Source organism: Paenibacillus cookii (genome assembly GCF_018333375.1).
Taxonomy (GTDB): Bacteria; Bacillota; Bacilli; order Paenibacillales; family Paenibacillaceae; genus Paenibacillus_AQ; species Paenibacillus_AQ cookii.
Genome location: NZ_BORW01000002.1, coordinates 235,398 through 251,316 on the forward strand (window position 1 = coordinate 235,398; position 15,919 = coordinate 251,316).

Annotated in this window: 13 protein-coding genes; 7 read left to right on the forward strand and 6 right to left on the reverse strand. The window is 53.0% G+C overall.

The window, feature by feature from the left end; all coding sequences use genetic code 11:
• Positions 1-71 precede the first annotated feature (71 nt).
• Positions 72-1,238: an MFS transporter gene (locus KI367_RS03935; protein ID WP_036714706.1), complete on the forward strand. Its 1,167-nt coding sequence runs from the start codon at positions 72-74 to the stop codon at positions 1,236-1,238.
• A gap of 207 nt (positions 1,239-1,445) precedes the next feature.
• On the opposite strand, the gene KI367_RS03940 is transcribed toward KI367_RS03935, so the two are convergent.
• The gene (locus tag KI367_RS03940; protein WP_036714704.1) at positions 1,446-1,778 is read right to left on the reverse strand and encodes an antibiotic biosynthesis monooxygenase; all 333 of its coding nucleotides are present in this window, start codon (positions 1,776-1,778) and stop codon (positions 1,446-1,448) included.
• A gap of 262 nt (positions 1,779-2,040) precedes the next feature.
• Between KI367_RS03940 and fabV the strand changes: the two genes are divergently transcribed.
• From fabV to KI367_RS03965, 5 genes are all read left to right on the forward strand, one after another.
• Complete coding sequence (gene fabV, locus KI367_RS03945) at positions 2,041-3,231, forward strand: enoyl-ACP reductase FabV (protein WP_212947720.1); 1,191 nt, start codon at positions 2,041-2,043, stop codon at positions 3,229-3,231.
• Between the two features lie 254 nt (positions 3,232-3,485).
• Positions 3,486-4,895, forward strand: a complete 1,410-nt coding sequence (gene aspA / locus KI367_RS03950) for an aspartate ammonia-lyase (protein WP_212947722.1) — start codon at positions 3,486-3,488, stop codon at positions 4,893-4,895.
• 303 nt (positions 4,896-5,198) lie between these two features.
• Positions 5,199-6,290: an endospore germination permease gene (locus tag KI367_RS03955; protein WP_212947723.1), complete on the forward strand. Its 1,092-nt coding sequence runs from the start codon at positions 5,199-5,201 to the stop codon at positions 6,288-6,290.
• Positions 6,287-7,774: a spore germination protein gene (locus KI367_RS03960; RefSeq protein ID WP_212947725.1), complete on the forward strand. Its 1,488-nt coding sequence runs from the start codon at positions 6,287-6,289 to the stop codon at positions 7,772-7,774. Before KI367_RS03955 ends, KI367_RS03960 begins: the two co-directional genes overlap by 4 nt.
• Positions 7,771-8,916, forward strand: a complete 1,146-nt coding sequence (locus KI367_RS03965) for a Ger(x)C family spore germination protein (RefSeq protein ID WP_212947727.1) — start codon at positions 7,771-7,773, stop codon at positions 8,914-8,916. The genes KI367_RS03960 and KI367_RS03965 overlap by 4 nt, the downstream gene beginning before the upstream one ends.
• A 51-nt stretch (positions 8,917-8,967) precedes the next feature.
• Here KI367_RS03965 and map read toward each other — a convergent pair whose 3' ends face one another.
• The 5 genes from map to KI367_RS03990 form a co-directional block, all read right to left on the reverse strand.
• Positions 8,968-9,714, reverse strand: a complete 747-nt coding sequence (map, locus tag KI367_RS03970) for a type I methionyl aminopeptidase (protein WP_212947730.1) — start codon at positions 9,712-9,714, stop codon at positions 8,968-8,970.
• Positions 9,715-9,943: 229 nt separating this feature from the next.
• Positions 9,944-12,202: a YhgE/Pip family protein gene (locus tag KI367_RS03975; protein ID WP_212947732.1), complete on the reverse strand. Its 2,259-nt coding sequence runs from the start codon at positions 12,200-12,202 to the stop codon at positions 9,944-9,946.
• 192 nt (positions 12,203-12,394) lie between these two features.
• Complete coding sequence (locus KI367_RS03980) at positions 12,395-12,976, reverse strand: TetR/AcrR family transcriptional regulator (RefSeq protein WP_036711610.1); 582 nt, start codon at positions 12,974-12,976, stop codon at positions 12,395-12,397.
• 190 nt (positions 12,977-13,166) lie between these two features.
• The gene (ymzB, locus tag KI367_RS03985; protein WP_036711608.1) at positions 13,167-13,505 is read right to left on the reverse strand and encodes a protein YmzB; all 339 of its coding nucleotides are present in this window, start codon (positions 13,503-13,505) and stop codon (positions 13,167-13,169) included.
• 172 nt (positions 13,506-13,677) lie between these two features.
• Positions 13,678-15,201, reverse strand: a complete 1,524-nt coding sequence (locus tag KI367_RS03990; RefSeq protein WP_212947733.1) for an MDR family MFS transporter — start codon at positions 15,199-15,201, stop codon at positions 13,678-13,680.
• A 175-nt stretch (positions 15,202-15,376) separates the two neighbouring features.
• Here KI367_RS03990 and KI367_RS03995 point away from each other — a divergent pair, with 175 nt between their 5' ends.
• On the forward strand, positions 15,377-15,817 hold the full coding sequence (locus KI367_RS03995; protein ID WP_052147081.1) for a MarR family winged helix-turn-helix transcriptional regulator: 441 nt from the start codon (positions 15,377-15,379) through the stop codon (positions 15,815-15,817).
• Positions 15,818-15,919 lie beyond the last annotated feature (102 nt).

Here is a 15,919-nt window from a genome sequence, read left to right on the forward strand (position 1 = left end):
AGCAGAACTGCCGATTCGTTCGACGATCGGTTGCAGAAAAAACTTCATTTTGTGGAAAAGGACAGAAAAACATGAGATCTTCGTTTACGGTTAAATCGTTCAATTTTCTTTTCTTTGCGCTGTTATCGATGTTTATTCCGTTTTTGCCCCTCTATTTCAGCGAGCAGGGGTTAAACGAGACGCAAATCGGCTCGATCATCGGCATCGGCGGGTTCATTACGCTCATTGCGCAGCCGCTTTGGGGCATGATCAGCGACCGGACGCGGACCATCCGCAAGGTTCTCCTGATTTTGGTGCTTTGTTCGACGGCGACGGGATTCCTGTTATATAGCACCGACCGCTATGCCTTGATTTTGCTGTTCGTCATGCTGACCTACTTTTTCCTGATGCCAGTCGATCCGTTAACGGAAAGCCTCAATTTCCGCGTGGCGGAATCGGCGGGGATCAGCTACGGGTCCTTGCGGACATACGGCGCGCTCGGGTATGCGGTCATGTCGTTGGCGGCCGGGTACTTGATGACCCAGTTCGGCTCCCGCAGCCTGGGGTATACGTTCGCCGGACTTGGCGCAATCAGTCTGGTCGTGACCTATCTCATGCCGGATGCGCCCGTCTCCGGGAAACCCGTGACCATGAAAAGCCTGAAAAACTTTTTGAGCAACAAGGAAACGCTGCTGTTCCTGATCCTCGTGTTTATCAGCTCGATTCCGGCCCGAATGAACGATACCTTTTTGGGCCTGTATATCAAGGATCTGGGCGGGAAGCCGGATTTGCTCGGCCTTGCATGGTTTCTGGCCGCCGGCAGCGAAATTCTCGTGTTTTCCCTGAGCTTTTGGTGGCTTCGCAAAAACAAGGAGCTTGCCATCATCTCTTTTGCCGGAGCGTTTTACTTTTTGCGGTTTTTTATTTCGGCCTGGATCGAGGACCCGAACTGGCTCGCCTACATCCAGCTTTTGCAGCTGCTGACGTTTCCGGTATTCTACACGGCTGCGATCCAGTATTTGTACAACATCGTGCCCGTGGAATGGAGAGCCACCGGACAAACCGTGCTGGCGCTGTTGTTCTTTGGGGTCTCCGGCATTTTGTCGTCCTTTGCGGGCGGCGCGTTATACCAGGCTTTCGGCGGCCGCACGATGTATTTGACGATATCTTGCATGTCCTTCATCGGCATGCTGTTCGGAATTGTGCTGTACCGCATGTACGGGCGGAAAAAGTCGGGCGAGGGCGATGCAGCCTCATGACAACGGCGTCATCCTGAAACGATAACGATCGTGCCTGAAGCGTCTTCCCATATCTAAACACTATGAAAATGGTCCAATCCGTTCATAACAAGGCAACGTTAAAGCGAAAACAGCCGCCCTGGAATCGAATCCCGGTCGGCTGTTTTTTCATTAAGTCTTTCCGCAACATAAAAACGGCGTTGTTCGAAATGTTTTTTATGCCATGATCTATACGCTCTGGGAGGCTTTTCCTTGGGTTATGCTTTGGACCTCGTACATGTTGACCTTCGTGCTGATGACGTATTCCGGGGGTTCCTGCCCTTTTTTCTCGCGGTGCCCCTGAAGATGCGCGTCGCTTTTCTCCCAGTTTTTCCAATCGTCGCGGGAACGCCAACGGATCATGACGGCGACTTCCTCCTCTTCCCTGCTGATTTTGGTCGTCATAACCGTTTTATCGATCAACCCTTCCATGGCGTCGATCGGGCTTTCCTTGCTGAACCGGGCCACGACCTGATCGGCGTTTCCCGCCTTGACCGTGATTCTCCGAACCTGAATGAACATATAAGCCGCCTCCTAAGATTAGATATCGGTGATTTCCGCAAAACCTGCATATGTATGCTGCAATAACCGGTTGAACCTTCTTTCCTATTTTAGTTGATAATGATTATCATCGTCAAATATATTTTGCTAAACGTTAATTAATTCCCTTTTGCTTGCGATCCTGGTTGGTCGTTTCCTCAAAAATTGATACAATAGGATGGAGTATGTCCAAAACGTCTCAACATTCGTTGTATTTTCATTTGGAAGAGAGGAAAAGCCTAACATGATCATTAAACCGAGAACACGCGGATTCATCTGCACCACTTCACATCCGGCAGGCTGCGCGGCACAGGTTCAAAAACAAATCGATTACGTCCAGTCGAAACCTGCGATCGAAGGGCCGAAAAACGTGCTGGTCATCGGCGCGTCCACGGGCTACGGCCTGGCGGCCCGGATTACGGCGGCTTTCGGCGCGCAAGCGAACACGGTCGGCGTCTATCGTCCGAGCAGCGGCTCCGAAAAACGCACCGCTTCTGCAGGCTGGTATAATTCCGCCGCCTTCGAGCAAGCAGCCCAGGACGCAGGCTTGAAGTCATACAGCGTAACCGGCGACGCTTTCGCCAAAGAAACGAAGGATAAAACGATTGAGCTCATCAAGGAAAAAATCGGCAAGGTCGACCTCGTCATTTATAGCGTGGCTTCCGCCCGCAAGACGGACCCGGAAACGGGAGAAACGTTCAACTCCGTGCTCAAGCCGATCGGCAAGCCATTCTCGAATAAAACCGTCAATTTCCATACGGGCGAAGTGACGGACATCACGATTGAACCGGCAACCGAAAAGGAAATCCAAGAAACGGTAGCCGTCATGGGCGGCGACGACTGGGAAGCATGGATCGAGGCGCTTCGCGCCGCGGAAGTGTTGAGCGAAGACGTAACGACCATTTCGTTCTCCTACATCGGCTCCGAGATCACGAAAGCCGTCTATCGCGACGGTTCGATCGGTCGGGCCAAGGACCATCTGGAGGCGACGGCCCTGAAGCTAAACGATCAGCTCAAAACGAACGGCGGACGGGCTTACGTCGTAGTGAGCAAAGGCCTCGTGACGCAATCCAGCTCCGCGATTCCGATCGTTCCGCTGTACATTTCCTCCCTGTACAAAATCATGAAGGAAAAGGGCATCCATGAAGGCTGCATCGAGCAAACCTATCGCCTGTTCAAGGATCGCCTGTATGCCGGAGGAGAGCCGCAGGTCGACGAAGCCGGACGCATCCGCATCGACGATTGGGAGCTGCGCGAGGACGTGCAGGCCGAAGTGGTGAACATTTGGGATCAAGTCACAAGCGACAATATTTATGATCTGACGGACCTGGAAGGATACCGCAAGGAATTTTTCCAGCTGTTCGGGTTTGAAACCGAAGGCGTGGATTATGATGCCGACGTGAATCCCGACGTCAAAGTTCCGAATTCGATTTAAGGTCAAAAGTTGCACCGAAAGCCCGCTGCACGGCGGGCTTTTTTCATGTCCGCTTTCCCCGTTCCCCTGGTCTCCAACGCGTCCGAATATACAGTTGTGCGTTCATGGCGGACATTTCCGCCTTTTTTTCATTCCTTAATGACATAGGACTGGCAGTTCCTGCATTTAAACCGTATAATGATAGCGGGTCCGATAAAATAAAGCGTTCTCATCTGACTCTAATATCCAGTTACCAAACTCGGAGGAATGTATTCATGAGACTAGAAAAAGACTTTCTCGGCACCAAAGAAGTTCCCGAAGACGCATACTACGGCATTCAAACGATGCGTGCGGCAGAAAACTTCCCGATCACAGGCCAGCGGATTCATCCGGAGCTGATCCGGGCGATGGCCATGGTCAAAAAAGGGGCCGCGATCGCAAACATGGAGATTAAACGGCTGCTCCCGTCCAAAGGCGAAGCCATCGTCAAAGCGGCAGACGAGATCATCGGCGGGAAATGGTTCGATCATTTTATCGTCGATCCGATCCAAGGCGGAGCAGGCACGTCTATTAATATGAACACGAACGAAGTCATCGCCAACCGCGCGCTTGAGCTGATCGGCAAAGAAAAAGGCAGCTACGCCGACATCAGCCCGAACAACCACGTCAACATGGCCCAGTCGACCAACGATTCCTTCCCGACGGCGGTGCATTTGGCTACCCTGACGATGATCGAGAAGCTGCTGAAAACGATGCAGGAATTGAAGCAGGCCTTCGAACGCAAAGCCGAAGAATTCGACTCCGTCATCAAAATGGGACGAACCCATCTGCAGGATGCCGTTCCGATCCGTCTGGGGCAAGAATTCCAGGCATACGCGCGCGTGCTTGGGCGGGACATCGACCGCCTGGCGGCGACCAAGAAAAACCTGCTCCACATCAATATGGGCGCAACCGCCGTCGGTACGGGCCTGAATGCCGACGTCCGCTACATCGAATATGTCGCCAAAGTGCTCGCCGAGCTGAGCGGTTTCCCGATCGAGCCGGCGGACCATCTGGTTGACGCCACCCAAAACACCGACGCGTACACCGAAGTTTCGGCCGCGCTGAAAATTTGCATGATGAACATGTCCAAGGTCGCGAACGATATCCGCTTGATGGCCTCCGGACCGAGAGCCGGACTTGGCGAACTGTCGCTCCCGGCAAGGCAGCCGGGTTCTTCCATCATGCCGGGCAAGGTCAATCCGGTCATGTGCGAAGTCATCAACCAAATCGCCTTCCAGGTCATCGGCAACGACCATACGATCTGCCTCGCCTCCGAAGCCGGACAACTGGAACTGAACGTGATGGAACCGGTGCTGGTATATAACCTGCTCCAATCCCTTGAGATCATGAACAACGGCTTCCGCGTATTCCGCGAGCATTGCATCGAAGGCATCCAGGCCAACGTGGAACGCTGCCGCGAATACGTCGAAAACAGCGTCGGCATCATCACTGCGCTGAACCCGCATCTCGGATACGAGGTCGTTTCGCGCATTGCCCGCGAAGCGATCCTGACCGGCAAACCGGTCCGCGAATTGTGCCTCCTTTATAATGTGTTGACCGAGGAAGAACTGAATATCATTCTGGATCCTTATCAGATGACGAATCCGGGCATCGCCGGCGCGGAACTGCTGAACAAGGAGTAATCCAAACGGCCAAGCAGCGCTTCACGCGCTGCTTTTTTTGTCCTCTTTTTCTCGGTCAAAGTCCGTGGGGCGTGGCAGACGTTCGGTATAGTAACTAGGCGCAAGCTTGTTTTGTTATTGTGAATTTTTCATATAATGAAATTATCACTTTAAATAGTTGGAATTTTTGGAGGATAAGCCCGCTTTTTTGGGTGTGGAAGCCTCATGTCATCCGCTTGTTTCAAAATATGGAATATTCAGGAGTGATTTTAGCCAAAATACGATAATCAACGATTCCATTCAGGAAGAGGGAACAAGCCTCAAATGAAAAAATCAGCATCCGTGCATATCGTGCCAATTTTGATGTCCCTTATGCTAATGAACGGCCTGACGAGCCATGTCATCATCAATCCGCTCGTGCTCGATGCGGCTGGCAGGGACGCGTGGCTTTCCGTTATTTTCGCGACCGTGCTGCTGGTGCCTTGGACCCTGATGCTTGCCGTTTTCATGAAACGGACCGGCCAGCAGAAAATTCAGCCGTGGCTGGCGGAAAAAACAACTCCCGTCCTGTCCTGGATTTTGGTTGCTCCATTGATTATTCATTTGTACCTGATCGGCGGCGTTACCCTTTATCATACTTCCGGCTGGACGATCAGCAACTATTTGCCGGCGACGCCCAAAATCGTTTTGGTCGGCACCTTGATGTTCGTATGTTTCTATATGGCCAAGCTGGGCATCCGTTCGATCGCCGTCAGCGCGGGTATATTGCTACCCATCGTCGTCATACTCGGCTTTTTCGTGTCGATTTCCAATGTAATGGAAAAAAATTTCAATTTGCTCGCCCCGATTCTGGAGCACGGAATAATGCCGCCGGTGAATGGAATGATATATGTTGGCGGGGGTTTTGTGGAAATCTTCGTTATTTTGTCCATGCAGCACCGGATCACAAACCGGGTCAAACCATGGCACATGGCCGTCTACGGCCTGATCATCTCCTACATCACCCTCGGCCCTATCCTCGGCGCCATATCGGAGTTTGGGCCGCAGGAGGCCGCAAAGCAAATGGAATCCCCCTATGAACAGTGGAGGCTCGTAAAAATCGGGAAATATGTGGAGCATGTCGACTTTTTATCGGTTTATCAATGGCTGGCCGGCGCATTCATGCGGATTGCGCTTGCCCAATATCTCCTTGTCGAAATACTCCCATTTAAAAGCAGGGTGATGGCGAACCGCTTTCTGCTCGCCGTCTCCTTCAGTTATGTCCTGTTTGCCATGTTTCCTGTCAGCCAAGACGCGTTCTATCAAGGTTTGTATCGATATTACTTTCCGATCTCGCTTTGCGTAAACCTGTTACTATCCGTCATCTGGACCGCTATAACGTTTTTGCCGGCGAAAAGAAAGGAGGAAGCATCGTGACCCCGTCCGAATCACCAAACGAAAACGCGGTATGGACGCTGCCAAAAATCCGATCCGTCTTTTCCAAGAGCTTCGATGTCGTCATCCGAACGTACCGTTTGGAAAAAAACTCCGCTTCGTCCGACGTCGTGCTCATATACGCAAGCGGACTCGCGGACTCCGCGCAAATCAGCCTGGTCGTACTTCCCGAGCTCCAGGACATGTACCGGGAATCCGGCTTTTTCCTGCAGCAAAACGGCGACCTGTATTCCAAATTGGCGCTGGACGAAATGAAGGAGCCCATCACCGAACAGCAAATCGAGGATATCGTATTCCAAGGGGGTCTTGTCATTTTGATCCCGCTCACCAATCAAATGTATTCTTTGGATATTTGCAACGCTCCCAAACGAACACCCGAAGAGTCCAACGTCGAAATCTCGATCAAAGGGCCGAAAGACGGTTTTACCGAGGATTTTGTCACCAATATCGCCTTGATCCGCAAGCGCATCCGCAGCAAGTCCCTTTGCTGCGAAAATCTGATTTTGGGACGCAGGTCCAGAACAAGGATTGCTTTAATGTACTTCGACGACATCATCTCAAAGAGTATCCTGACGGAAGTCAGGCAACGCCTGGACCGGATCGATATCGATGCGATCTATTCGATCAATCAGCTGGAGGAGCTGTTGTCCGACTCCAGATATGCCCTCTTCCCCCTGCTTGATTTTACCGGCCGGCCGGATTACGCGGTTGCCAGCCTGATCAACGGCCGTTTCGTCATCATTATTGACGGCATTCCCATGGCGTTGATTGGGCCAGGCACCTTGTCGCTGCAGATGAAGTCTCCGGAGGACGTTCATTTCAACTATATTTATGTTTCTTTTGCGCGGCTCATCCGGATCCTCAGCCTGCTCATCTCCATCGGCCTGCCCTCCTTCTGGGTAGCTTTGGCCGCTTTCCATCAGGACCAGATCCCTTTCCGGCTCATGGCTACCATTTCGACCGCAAGATTGGGGCTTCCTTTATCCGCCCAAATGGAGCTTTTCCTGATGCTGATCCTTCTTGAAATCTTCCGCGAGGCGGGAATCAGGCTTCCAAGCACCATCGGGCAGACCTTAACGGTCATCGGCGGCTTGATTATCGGCGATGCTGCCATCCGCGCGGGGCTCGTCTCTCCTTCCTCGGTCGTCGTCGGAGCCATCACTGCGGTTGCAAGCGCCACGCTCGTCAATCAGACGCTAAGCACCGCCGTGAGCGTGATCCGATTCGGGCTGTTTTTTGCTTCGTCCATTCTGGGCATGTACGGGATGATCCTCGGCTTGATTCTTTTGCTGGCCTATGCGTCAAGACTCCGGTCCTTCGGCGTTCCTTACTTGACGCCCGTATCGCCTTTTCACGCGAAGGATTTTTTCCTCGCCATTTTGCGGGGGCCTTGGAAGCTGATGCGTAAAAAGCCGACGTCGCTCGGCACCATGGATTCGGATCATTTTGGGGAGAACCCGCAATGAGGAACGCAAAAAAAATCGCCTTATCGCTTCTCATCCTGATGCTCGTTTCCGGCTGCTGGAATTCCAAGGACATCCAGAATATGGCTTACGTTACGGCTCTTGGCGTCGATTATGAAAACGGCCGCTTCAAAAGTTACGCGCAGATGCTGAATTTTACCAATATCGCCAAATCCGATACCGGGGAAGTGGGAAAACCGGTCCCGATCTGGGTTGGAGTCGGCGAAGGAAAAACGTTGACCGAATCGCTCACGACCATGTACGCCACTTCGCAGATCAGGGTTTTTTGGGGGCATTTGAAGGCGCTGGTCCTGTCCGAAAATGCCATGAAACATGGAATGAAGGAAATCTACGACATGCTGAACCGCTATCGCGAGGTGCGATACAACATTTTGATGTACGGCACGAACGAACCGCTGCACGAGATCCTGATCCAAAAGTCCATCCTGAATTTTTCGCCTCTGGACACCCTTATGGATTTACCGTACCAGATCTATTCGCAAAGGTCGTTTATCCTCCCCGAATACGGCTACAAAATCATCGCGCAAATGAACGAGCCGAGCGGACTTGCCATGATCCCGTGCCTCACGCTTGACCGGACCGGCTGGTACGAGGATCAGGATAAGCGTTCGATGTTCCGGATCAACGGGGCGTATTTTTTTCAAAACAAGGAATTCCGGGGCCATCTCAGCGAGGATGATCTCAAGGGAACAAGATGGATTCAACGGCAATTGGTCCGCTCCCCCATGAACATCCCGGATAAAGGTCCTCCCGTCGCAGCGATCGTTCTCCAAAAACCCCATCTGTATGTGAAACCCGTCATCGAAAACGGCAAAGCCCGATTCAACATCCGGGTCTCCGTCGATGCGTATATCGATGAGCTGATCAAAGACACGCCGCATAAAAAGATGGAGGAAATGGCAGGCGATGCCATCCGGGACGAAATCAAAATGAGCTTCAAAAAGGGATTGGAGAAAAAAGCCGACGTCTTCATGCTTGATGAAAAGCTTTATCGCAAAAATCCGAAAAAGTGGCATGAGTTTCATCGCGCCAGCCCGTATCTCTTGGACGCGGACTCCATCAAGACCATCGATATTCGGGTCAGCATCGAAAGCTCGGGGAAATATAAGCAAAGGGTGAATTAGAGTTCGCCGATCAAAACGCAAAAGGAGCCCGTTTAGGCTCCTTTTTGTATGTTATTGCAGCGTGAGAATTTCCGGTCCGTCCGCGGTAATCGCGATCGTGTGCTCGTATTGGGCCGACAATCCGCCGTCAAGCGTTCGTGCCGTCCAGCCGTCGCTGTCGATTTTGCTGCGGTACGTTCCCGTGTTCAGCATCGGTTCGATGGTAATGACCATGCCTTCCTTCAAACGGGGGCCGAGTTTTGGCGGTCCGTAATGCGGCACCTGCGGTTCTTCATGCATTTCCCGGCCGATGCCATGGCCGATGAACTCGCGGACGACGGAGAAACCTTCGGATTCCGCGTACACCTGGATCGCATTCGAAATATCGCCGATCCGGTTACCGATCACCGCCTTTTCGATGCCTTTGTAGAGCGATTCTTTCGTCACGTCCAGCAGGCGCTGCGCTTCTTCGGACACGTTGCCGACCGCATAGGACCAGGCCGAATCCGCCAGCCATCCGTTCAAGTTCACGACCATGTCCACGGTCACGATGTCGCCGTCCTTGAGGGCGTAGCTGCCCGGGAACCCGTGGCAGATAACGTCGTTGACGGATGTGCAAGTCGCGTAAGGAAATCCGTTATACCCTTTCTGTTCGGCCGTCGCTCCTGCTGCCCGGATGAATTTTTCCGCGAAACGGTCGATTTCGATCGTCGTGATTCCCGGTTCGATCAGCTTTCGGATCTCCCGGTGGCAAGCCGCGAGGATGGCTCCGGCTTCCTTCATCTGTTCGATTTGTGATCTGGTTTTAATCGTAATCATGTAATCCCTCATTCCTGTCTGATCTCTTTATTATACCCTGAACCTCAGAAAAACGTCCATCCGGCGTGCTTTCACCGATGGCCGGCCATGTCAGTGCGGAAATGTTTCTAGCAGAGAAAAGGATCGCTTGCGCATAAACATGATACTCTCTTTTGCATTCGAAAAAAAGTCCTGACCCTTGCGGATCAGGACTTCGTTTTTTTGTGGAATGCCCTGAAGTTCCTGCTGCTTAAGCCGCCGCCTCGGCAGGCTGCTGCTTTTTGCTTCCTTTCCACAGGAAATAAATCAGGCTGAAAACCAGGAAGATGACGGCGACGATGCCGAGCACGCCGGCCTGTTTCCACATCAGGTCGTAATCCCCGCTGGATATGATGGCTTTATATCCAAGCACGCTGTGCGACATCGGAAGCCAAGGATTGATCGGTTTGAGCCAATCCGGAATCAGTTCGAGCGGGAACGTGCCTGCGCTGGTCGTCAGCTGCAAAATGAGCAGAATGATAATGAGGAAACGTCCCGGCATATCAAACCACGTGACGACCGCCTGCACGATAAACATAAACGTCAAACTCGTGATAAAGGTGAAGAGGAAGAAATACGGCACGCTCTGCACCTTGAGTCCAAGTCCGTACAAAATGATGGTCGCCGCCACGACGGACTGGAACAAGCCCATGCCCGCAAAAGAAAGCGTGCGGCTGACGAAACGGCCGAAGCCTGTCGCTCCTTCCACGGTCGTGCCTTTGAGCGAAATCACGAGCGTCGAGATGAGCGCCCCGACGAACAAACCGAGGGACATGAAATACGGCGTCAAGCCCGTGCCGTAATTCGGCACTTTGCGGCTGTCGTTTTCCTCGGAGTCGATCGGCTGGGCGAACATTTTCACGAGATCGTCGGTCTTTTTCAGCTCGGAAGTTTTTTCGGCCGCATCGTTCAGCTTGGTTGCCAGCTCCTTCGAACCGTCGTCAAGCTTCGTGATGCCATTGGCGAGCTCGCCCGCGCCTTTATGCAGCTGCTGCGACCCGTCGGCAAGCGTCACCAGGCCGCCCGACAATTTGTTCACGCCGCCTTTCAGCTGGGACGTGCCGTCCACGAGCTGCTTCGAGCCGGCGACAAGCGCTTGGCTGCCGTTTGCCGCTTCTCCGAGCTTCTGGTTAAACGTTGAAAGTCCGGCGGTCAACGCGGACTGCCCTTCATTCAGCTTCGCGGCGCCCTGCACGAGTTGTTCCTGGCCTTTCACAAGCTGGCCGCTGCCTTCAAGCAGCTGTTTCTGCCCGCTATGAAGCGCCGTTGCGCCGGTCAGCAGCTGCTGCTGCGCGTCATGCAGGGAATCGGCGCCTTTGGACAGCTGTTCCTGGCCAGCCGCCACCTTGGCGCTTCCTTCCGCCACGGATTGGCTGGCGGCAAGCAGCTTCTGGAATTGCGGGTTTTTGGCCAGTTCCGGGCTGGAGGAGGCAAGCTGCTGCAGTCCGTCGGCAACGCCCTTCGCGCCTTCGGAAACCTTGGATGCCCCGTCAAGGGAAGACTTGAGTCCGGAAGATAGATCCGCGCTGCCCTTTTCGGCGGCTTGAAGCCCCGCTTCAAGCTTGCCTGCGCCCTGCTCCGAACCTTGAAGGCCTGCGTTCAGCTTTTTCGCGCCTTCCAAGGAGCTTTGCAGCCCGGCATGCAGCTGCGAACCGCCCTGCTGCGCCTGCTTCGCTCCGCTCAGCAGCTGGCCTCCCGCGGCGTTCAGCTGACCCAGCCCGCTGGCGAGTTTGCCCGCGCCCTGGTTCAGCTGACCCGCGCCCTGATGAAGATCGCTTACGCCTTTGGCCAGCGGCCCCATGCCGTCTTTGGCTTCCAGCGTGCCGTCCGCCAGCTTTTTCAGGTTTTCCTTCAGCTTGACGGCTCCTTCGTCAAGATCGACGCTGCCGTCATGGATTTTGTCCGCCCCGTCGCCCGCTTCCGCAAGTCCGTCCGAAACTTCCGTGAAGTTGTCGAGCAGGCTTTCGGTATACGATTCGGTGACTTTGGCGGACACTTTCGCTTTAATGTCCTTGATCGCCGTATTTCCGATCTGGGAGGCGATAAAGTTGTAATCCCCGTTCGGTTCATACAAAATTTTTGCCGGCTGCGGATGATCGTCCAGCAGCGTCGTGGCTTGTTCGGAGAAGTTTTCGGGGATGGTAATTTTCATATAATAGCGGTTTTCCTTGATCCCCTTCTCCGCTTCCTCTGCGCTGACAAACTTCCAGTCGAAATCTTTGCCTTTTTTGAGTTCATCCACCAGGTCCGAGCCGATATGCAGCTCTTTGCCTTTGAACTCGGCGCCTTTATCCTGGTTCACCACGGCGACCGGCAAATTGTCCAAATGGCCGTACGGGTCCCAGAAGGCTGCCAGATACACGCCGCTGTACATGATCGGGATAAACATGACGGCAATGATCGGGATCAGCACTTTCGGGTTTTTGACGGCCGCAGCTAAGTCTTTAAAAAACACGGATAATGCATTCATGTCTGGCGGTAGCCCCTCCTTATCCAAATATCGATGATGCCAAAAACATTCTGACTGTTTTCATCATCCGGTCAATCATGCGCATGCGAAAGCAGGCTCCGGGTATCCGTCGCCGGTTCGCATGCCCGAGCTGAGCTGCTCCCGATGTATGAGCTTGGTTTGGCGGTGCTACTTCCATGGTTCCGGAATGCGTTACGCGTTCGCAGCGAGCCCGTTCTCCAAAAAAAGCCGGATATGCTCCTTGATCTGCTCCTTGGATAACGGCTCGTGGTTTTTGTTCCACTCCGAAGTCAAGGCGATGTACATCTTTACCATCAGGAAAGATACGATTTTGGGGTCGCAATCCCTCAGCTCGCCCCGGGCAATCGCCCGCTCGATTTCTTTTTCGATATACCCCAGAATGACGTTTTCCACCTGGGCCATCGCTTCTTGCGATTGAGGCGTGCCGACGTCCCGAAGCTCCTGGGACAGCTTGATGAGGAGTTCGTGCTCGCTGCGGAATTCCAGAAAAGAATCCAAAACGCGGAACAAATTGTCAAAAAACTTCCTGTCATGGTCCACTTCCCGCAAAATGATCGATTTCATTTCGGAAATGACGCCATTGACGATTTCGTCGAAAAGCTGCTCCTTGGTATCAAAAAACGTATAGATGGTCCCTTTCCCCACATTGGCGATTTTGGCCACCTGGTCCATCGTGGTCGCTTTGTAGCCGAACAATGCGAAGGACCGAGAAGCCGCTTCAAGCACCTGCTTTTTACGATCCACCGTTCCTATGATTTTCCCCTCCCGAATTCGCTCTACATCCTATGATTGACCGAAAAACAATTCCAGTCATAAGGTCAATGTTAACTTTATCACGTTTTGAAGGATATGACAAATGTTTAATACAGATTTTCTGTAAAAAAACCAAAAAACCACCGACCGCTTTTCAAGGATGCATGGTCGGCACGAGCCGGCAAGACCGTCAAGAAATGACGGAAATGCGGTATTTGGCCCGTCCCGTCGTCAAGCTTAAGCCGTTGCCGTCGGGGCTGCAGTCGAACTGTCCGTCCACGTAGATCTGGTATTCGTCCCTAGGCAGCGGCAATTCGCCGTCCCCGCTGACGACGTTTCCCGCCCCGTGCAAAATGAGGGAGCTTCCTTCCGCGTATTCGTCGAAGGTCGGCACCGTTTCGTCATATTCCACGCTCACCAGGCGTACCCGGGTTTCGTCGATATCGTCCCGCTCCTCTTTGCGGATCAGCAGCGTTTCTCCGGTTTTTTGCTCCAGCCATGCCTTTGCGGCGTTCAGTTGGTCACTCATTGGTTTACCCCTTCTTCCTTGGAATGTTATGAAACCCTTTTTTCCTAATATGAGTCTAACCATTCCGGCGGGGCGCAAAACATCGTGCGGTCAGAAAAGCTCCCTTTCCTGCCCCAAAGAAAAAACGCCCGACACCTCGGACGTTTTATCGTTTTATAGCATTTCAATGCCTTTAGGCTTTCTCCTGCCGCTTCTGAGGGAGTTCGACCCTTGCCTTCCCCATCGCAATGACGAAAATGACGGCGATGGCAATCGGGACGAGAGCAATCAGGAACACATGGGTGATCGAACCGGACATGGCGTCGATGATTTTGGAAAGGACAGCCTCCGGAATCTTCGTCCGTACGCTAGGCTCGAAGATTTGCTTGGGATCTCCCAGGCTGGACATGGCGGAATCGGCATTCCCGCCCATGCCTTTGAAGTTCTCCGTCAGCTTGCTCGTAAACAGGTTATTTTGGATCGTGCCGAAAATCGTAATCCCCATCGTCATCCCCAGCGAACGAAGAAACTGGTTGGTCGAGTTCGCGGTTCCGCGGTAGCGCGGCTCCAAATTATGCTGGGAGGCCGTAGGCAGCAACGAAAACGAAAAGCCCATGCCAAAGCCGACGACGATCATGAACAATGTCAGCAAGTAACGCGCGGAATCCGGCTGGAGCGTGCTGAGAAGGTACATGCCTGCAAGATAAAACACAACCGAAATCCCCATCAGATTGCGATAGCTTGTCTTCGTCGAAAATATGCCGCCGATCGAGCTGCCCGCCACCGAACCAAGCATCATCGGCGTCAGGATCAGTCCTGCATTGGTCGCCGAGCCGCCATAGACCGCCTGGACGAAGATCGGAATGTACACCGTCAATATAATAAACGTGCCGCCATATAAAAACGCTAATATTTGCGATGAAGCAAACAAACGGCGTTTAAAGAGGAAAAACGGCAAAATCGGCTCCTTCGCCCGGAGCTCCACGAAAAAGAACGCGACGAAAAAAACGGCGAAGAGCGCAAACAGCGAAATGATCGGCGCCGAACTCCAGGCATACTCCTTGCCTCCGAGCTCCAGCGCGAACATCAGGCTGATGACCGCAATAACGAGCGTCGCGGCGCCCCACCAGTCGATCTTTTGCTTCGAATGGGAAGGCGATTCCTTATAGTTTTTCATGATCAGCGCAAACGAAACGATCCCGATCGGAACGTTGATATAAAACACCCATTCCCATCCCATGTAATCGGTAATATAGGCCCCGAGCAGCGGACCGACCACGCTTGCGGCTCCGAATACCGCTCCGAGAAGGCCTGTCATTTTGCCCCGTTTTTCCGGCGGAAAAATGTCAAAAATAATCGTAAACGCGATCGGCATAAGCGCTCCCCCGCCGATCCCCTGGATCGCGCGGTAGATGCTGAGCTGCTCGATCGTTTGAGCCAGCCCGCATAACGCGGAACCGATCAAAAACACGGCCAAACCGAAAATAAAAAATCTCTTTCTGCCGTACATGTCCGACAATTTGCCGAAAATCGGCATGCCCGCCATGGTGGTCACCATATACGCGGACGTGACCCAGACAAACTTGTCCATCCCGCCAAGATCGGACACGATCGTCCCCATGGCCGTGGCAACGATGGTATTATCGATAGCCGACATAAAAATGGCAAGCAACAAGCCTGCCACAACCAGCTTTATGTTGTTTTTGGCAGCTTCCATTCGCAAACCCCTTTCCCCTTTGCAAAGTATGAACAAGTTCGATAAAATCATATTAATATCTCATTTATCGAATATCTCGTTCATCGAGATATGTAAATATTAAGAGGAGGTGTCTCGTTTGTCAAGCGAACGGCAGGAACAGCCTGCAGATCTCCGGGAACAGCTTGCGCTGCTGATGCGGGGGTTGGGCACCCGAACCGTATTGTACCAGCAGTTTGTCGCCGCCTCCCACGGTTTGTACAATAACGATCTGAAATCGGTTGACATTTTGCGCGAAACCGGGCCGATTACGGCAGGCGAGCTATCCAAAATTACGGGGCTGGCGACCGGAACGATCACCGCGTTGATCGACCGGCTTGAAAAATGCGGTTACGTGCGCAGGGAAAACGATCCGGCCGACCGGCGCAGAGTCATTATCGTTCCGGTATACGAGCACAACGAAGCAATCAAAAACACGTATTCGCCTCTTCATTCGGCGATGCTGGAGCTTGCCTCCCAGTATTCGGCGGACGAGCTCCGGCTCATCATGCAGTTCATCGGCAAAACGAGCAACATTTTGGAGGAGCAAATCCATCATCTCAGCACCTCCCGCGGGAAAACCTCTCCTGAGCCTTAAACGGCTCCGCCGTCCTTGGCAGGCGGTGCTTACGCCTTGCACACGGCATCATTAGCCTGGTGATCAGCGTGAAGCGTTTAATCGTGCAAGTTTTAAAAAAGA

Excerpts from the sequence above, each read along its gene's own strand:
- KI367_RS03935 (WP_036714706.1), top strand. The coding sequence starts at position 72 with ATGAGATCTTCGTTTACGGTTAAATCGTTCAATTTTCTTTTCTTTGCG.
- KI367_RS03940 (WP_036714704.1), bottom strand. The coding sequence starts at position 1,778 with ATGTTCATTCAGGTTCGGAGAATCACGGTCAAGGCGGGAAACGCCGAT.
- fabV (WP_212947720.1), top strand. The coding sequence starts at position 2,041 with ATGATCATTAAACCGAGAACACGCGGATTCATCTGCACCACTTCACAT.
- aspA (WP_212947722.1), top strand. The coding sequence starts at position 3,486 with ATGAGACTAGAAAAAGACTTTCTCGGCACCAAAGAAGTTCCCGAAGAC.
- KI367_RS03955 (WP_212947723.1), top strand. The coding sequence starts at position 5,199 with ATGAAAAAATCAGCATCCGTGCATATCGTGCCAATTTTGATGTCCCTT.
- KI367_RS03965 (WP_212947727.1), top strand. The coding sequence starts at position 7,771 with ATGAGGAACGCAAAAAAAATCGCCTTATCGCTTCTCATCCTGATGCTC.
- map (WP_212947730.1), bottom strand. The coding sequence starts at position 9,714 with ATGATTACGATTAAAACCAGATCACAAATCGAACAGATGAAGGAAGCC.
- KI367_RS03975 (WP_212947732.1), bottom strand. The coding sequence starts at position 12,202 with ATGAATGCATTATCCGTGTTTTTTAAAGACTTAGCTGCGGCCGTCAAA.
- ymzB (WP_036711608.1), bottom strand. The coding sequence starts at position 13,505 with ATGAGTGACCAACTGAACGCCGCAAAGGCATGGCTGGAGCAAAAAACC.
- KI367_RS03990 (WP_212947733.1), bottom strand. The coding sequence starts at position 15,201 with ATGGAAGCTGCCAAAAACAACATAAAGCTGGTTGTGGCAGGCTTGTTG.
- KI367_RS03995 (WP_052147081.1), top strand. The coding sequence starts at position 15,377 with ATGCGGGGGTTGGGCACCCGAACCGTATTGTACCAGCAGTTTGTCGCC.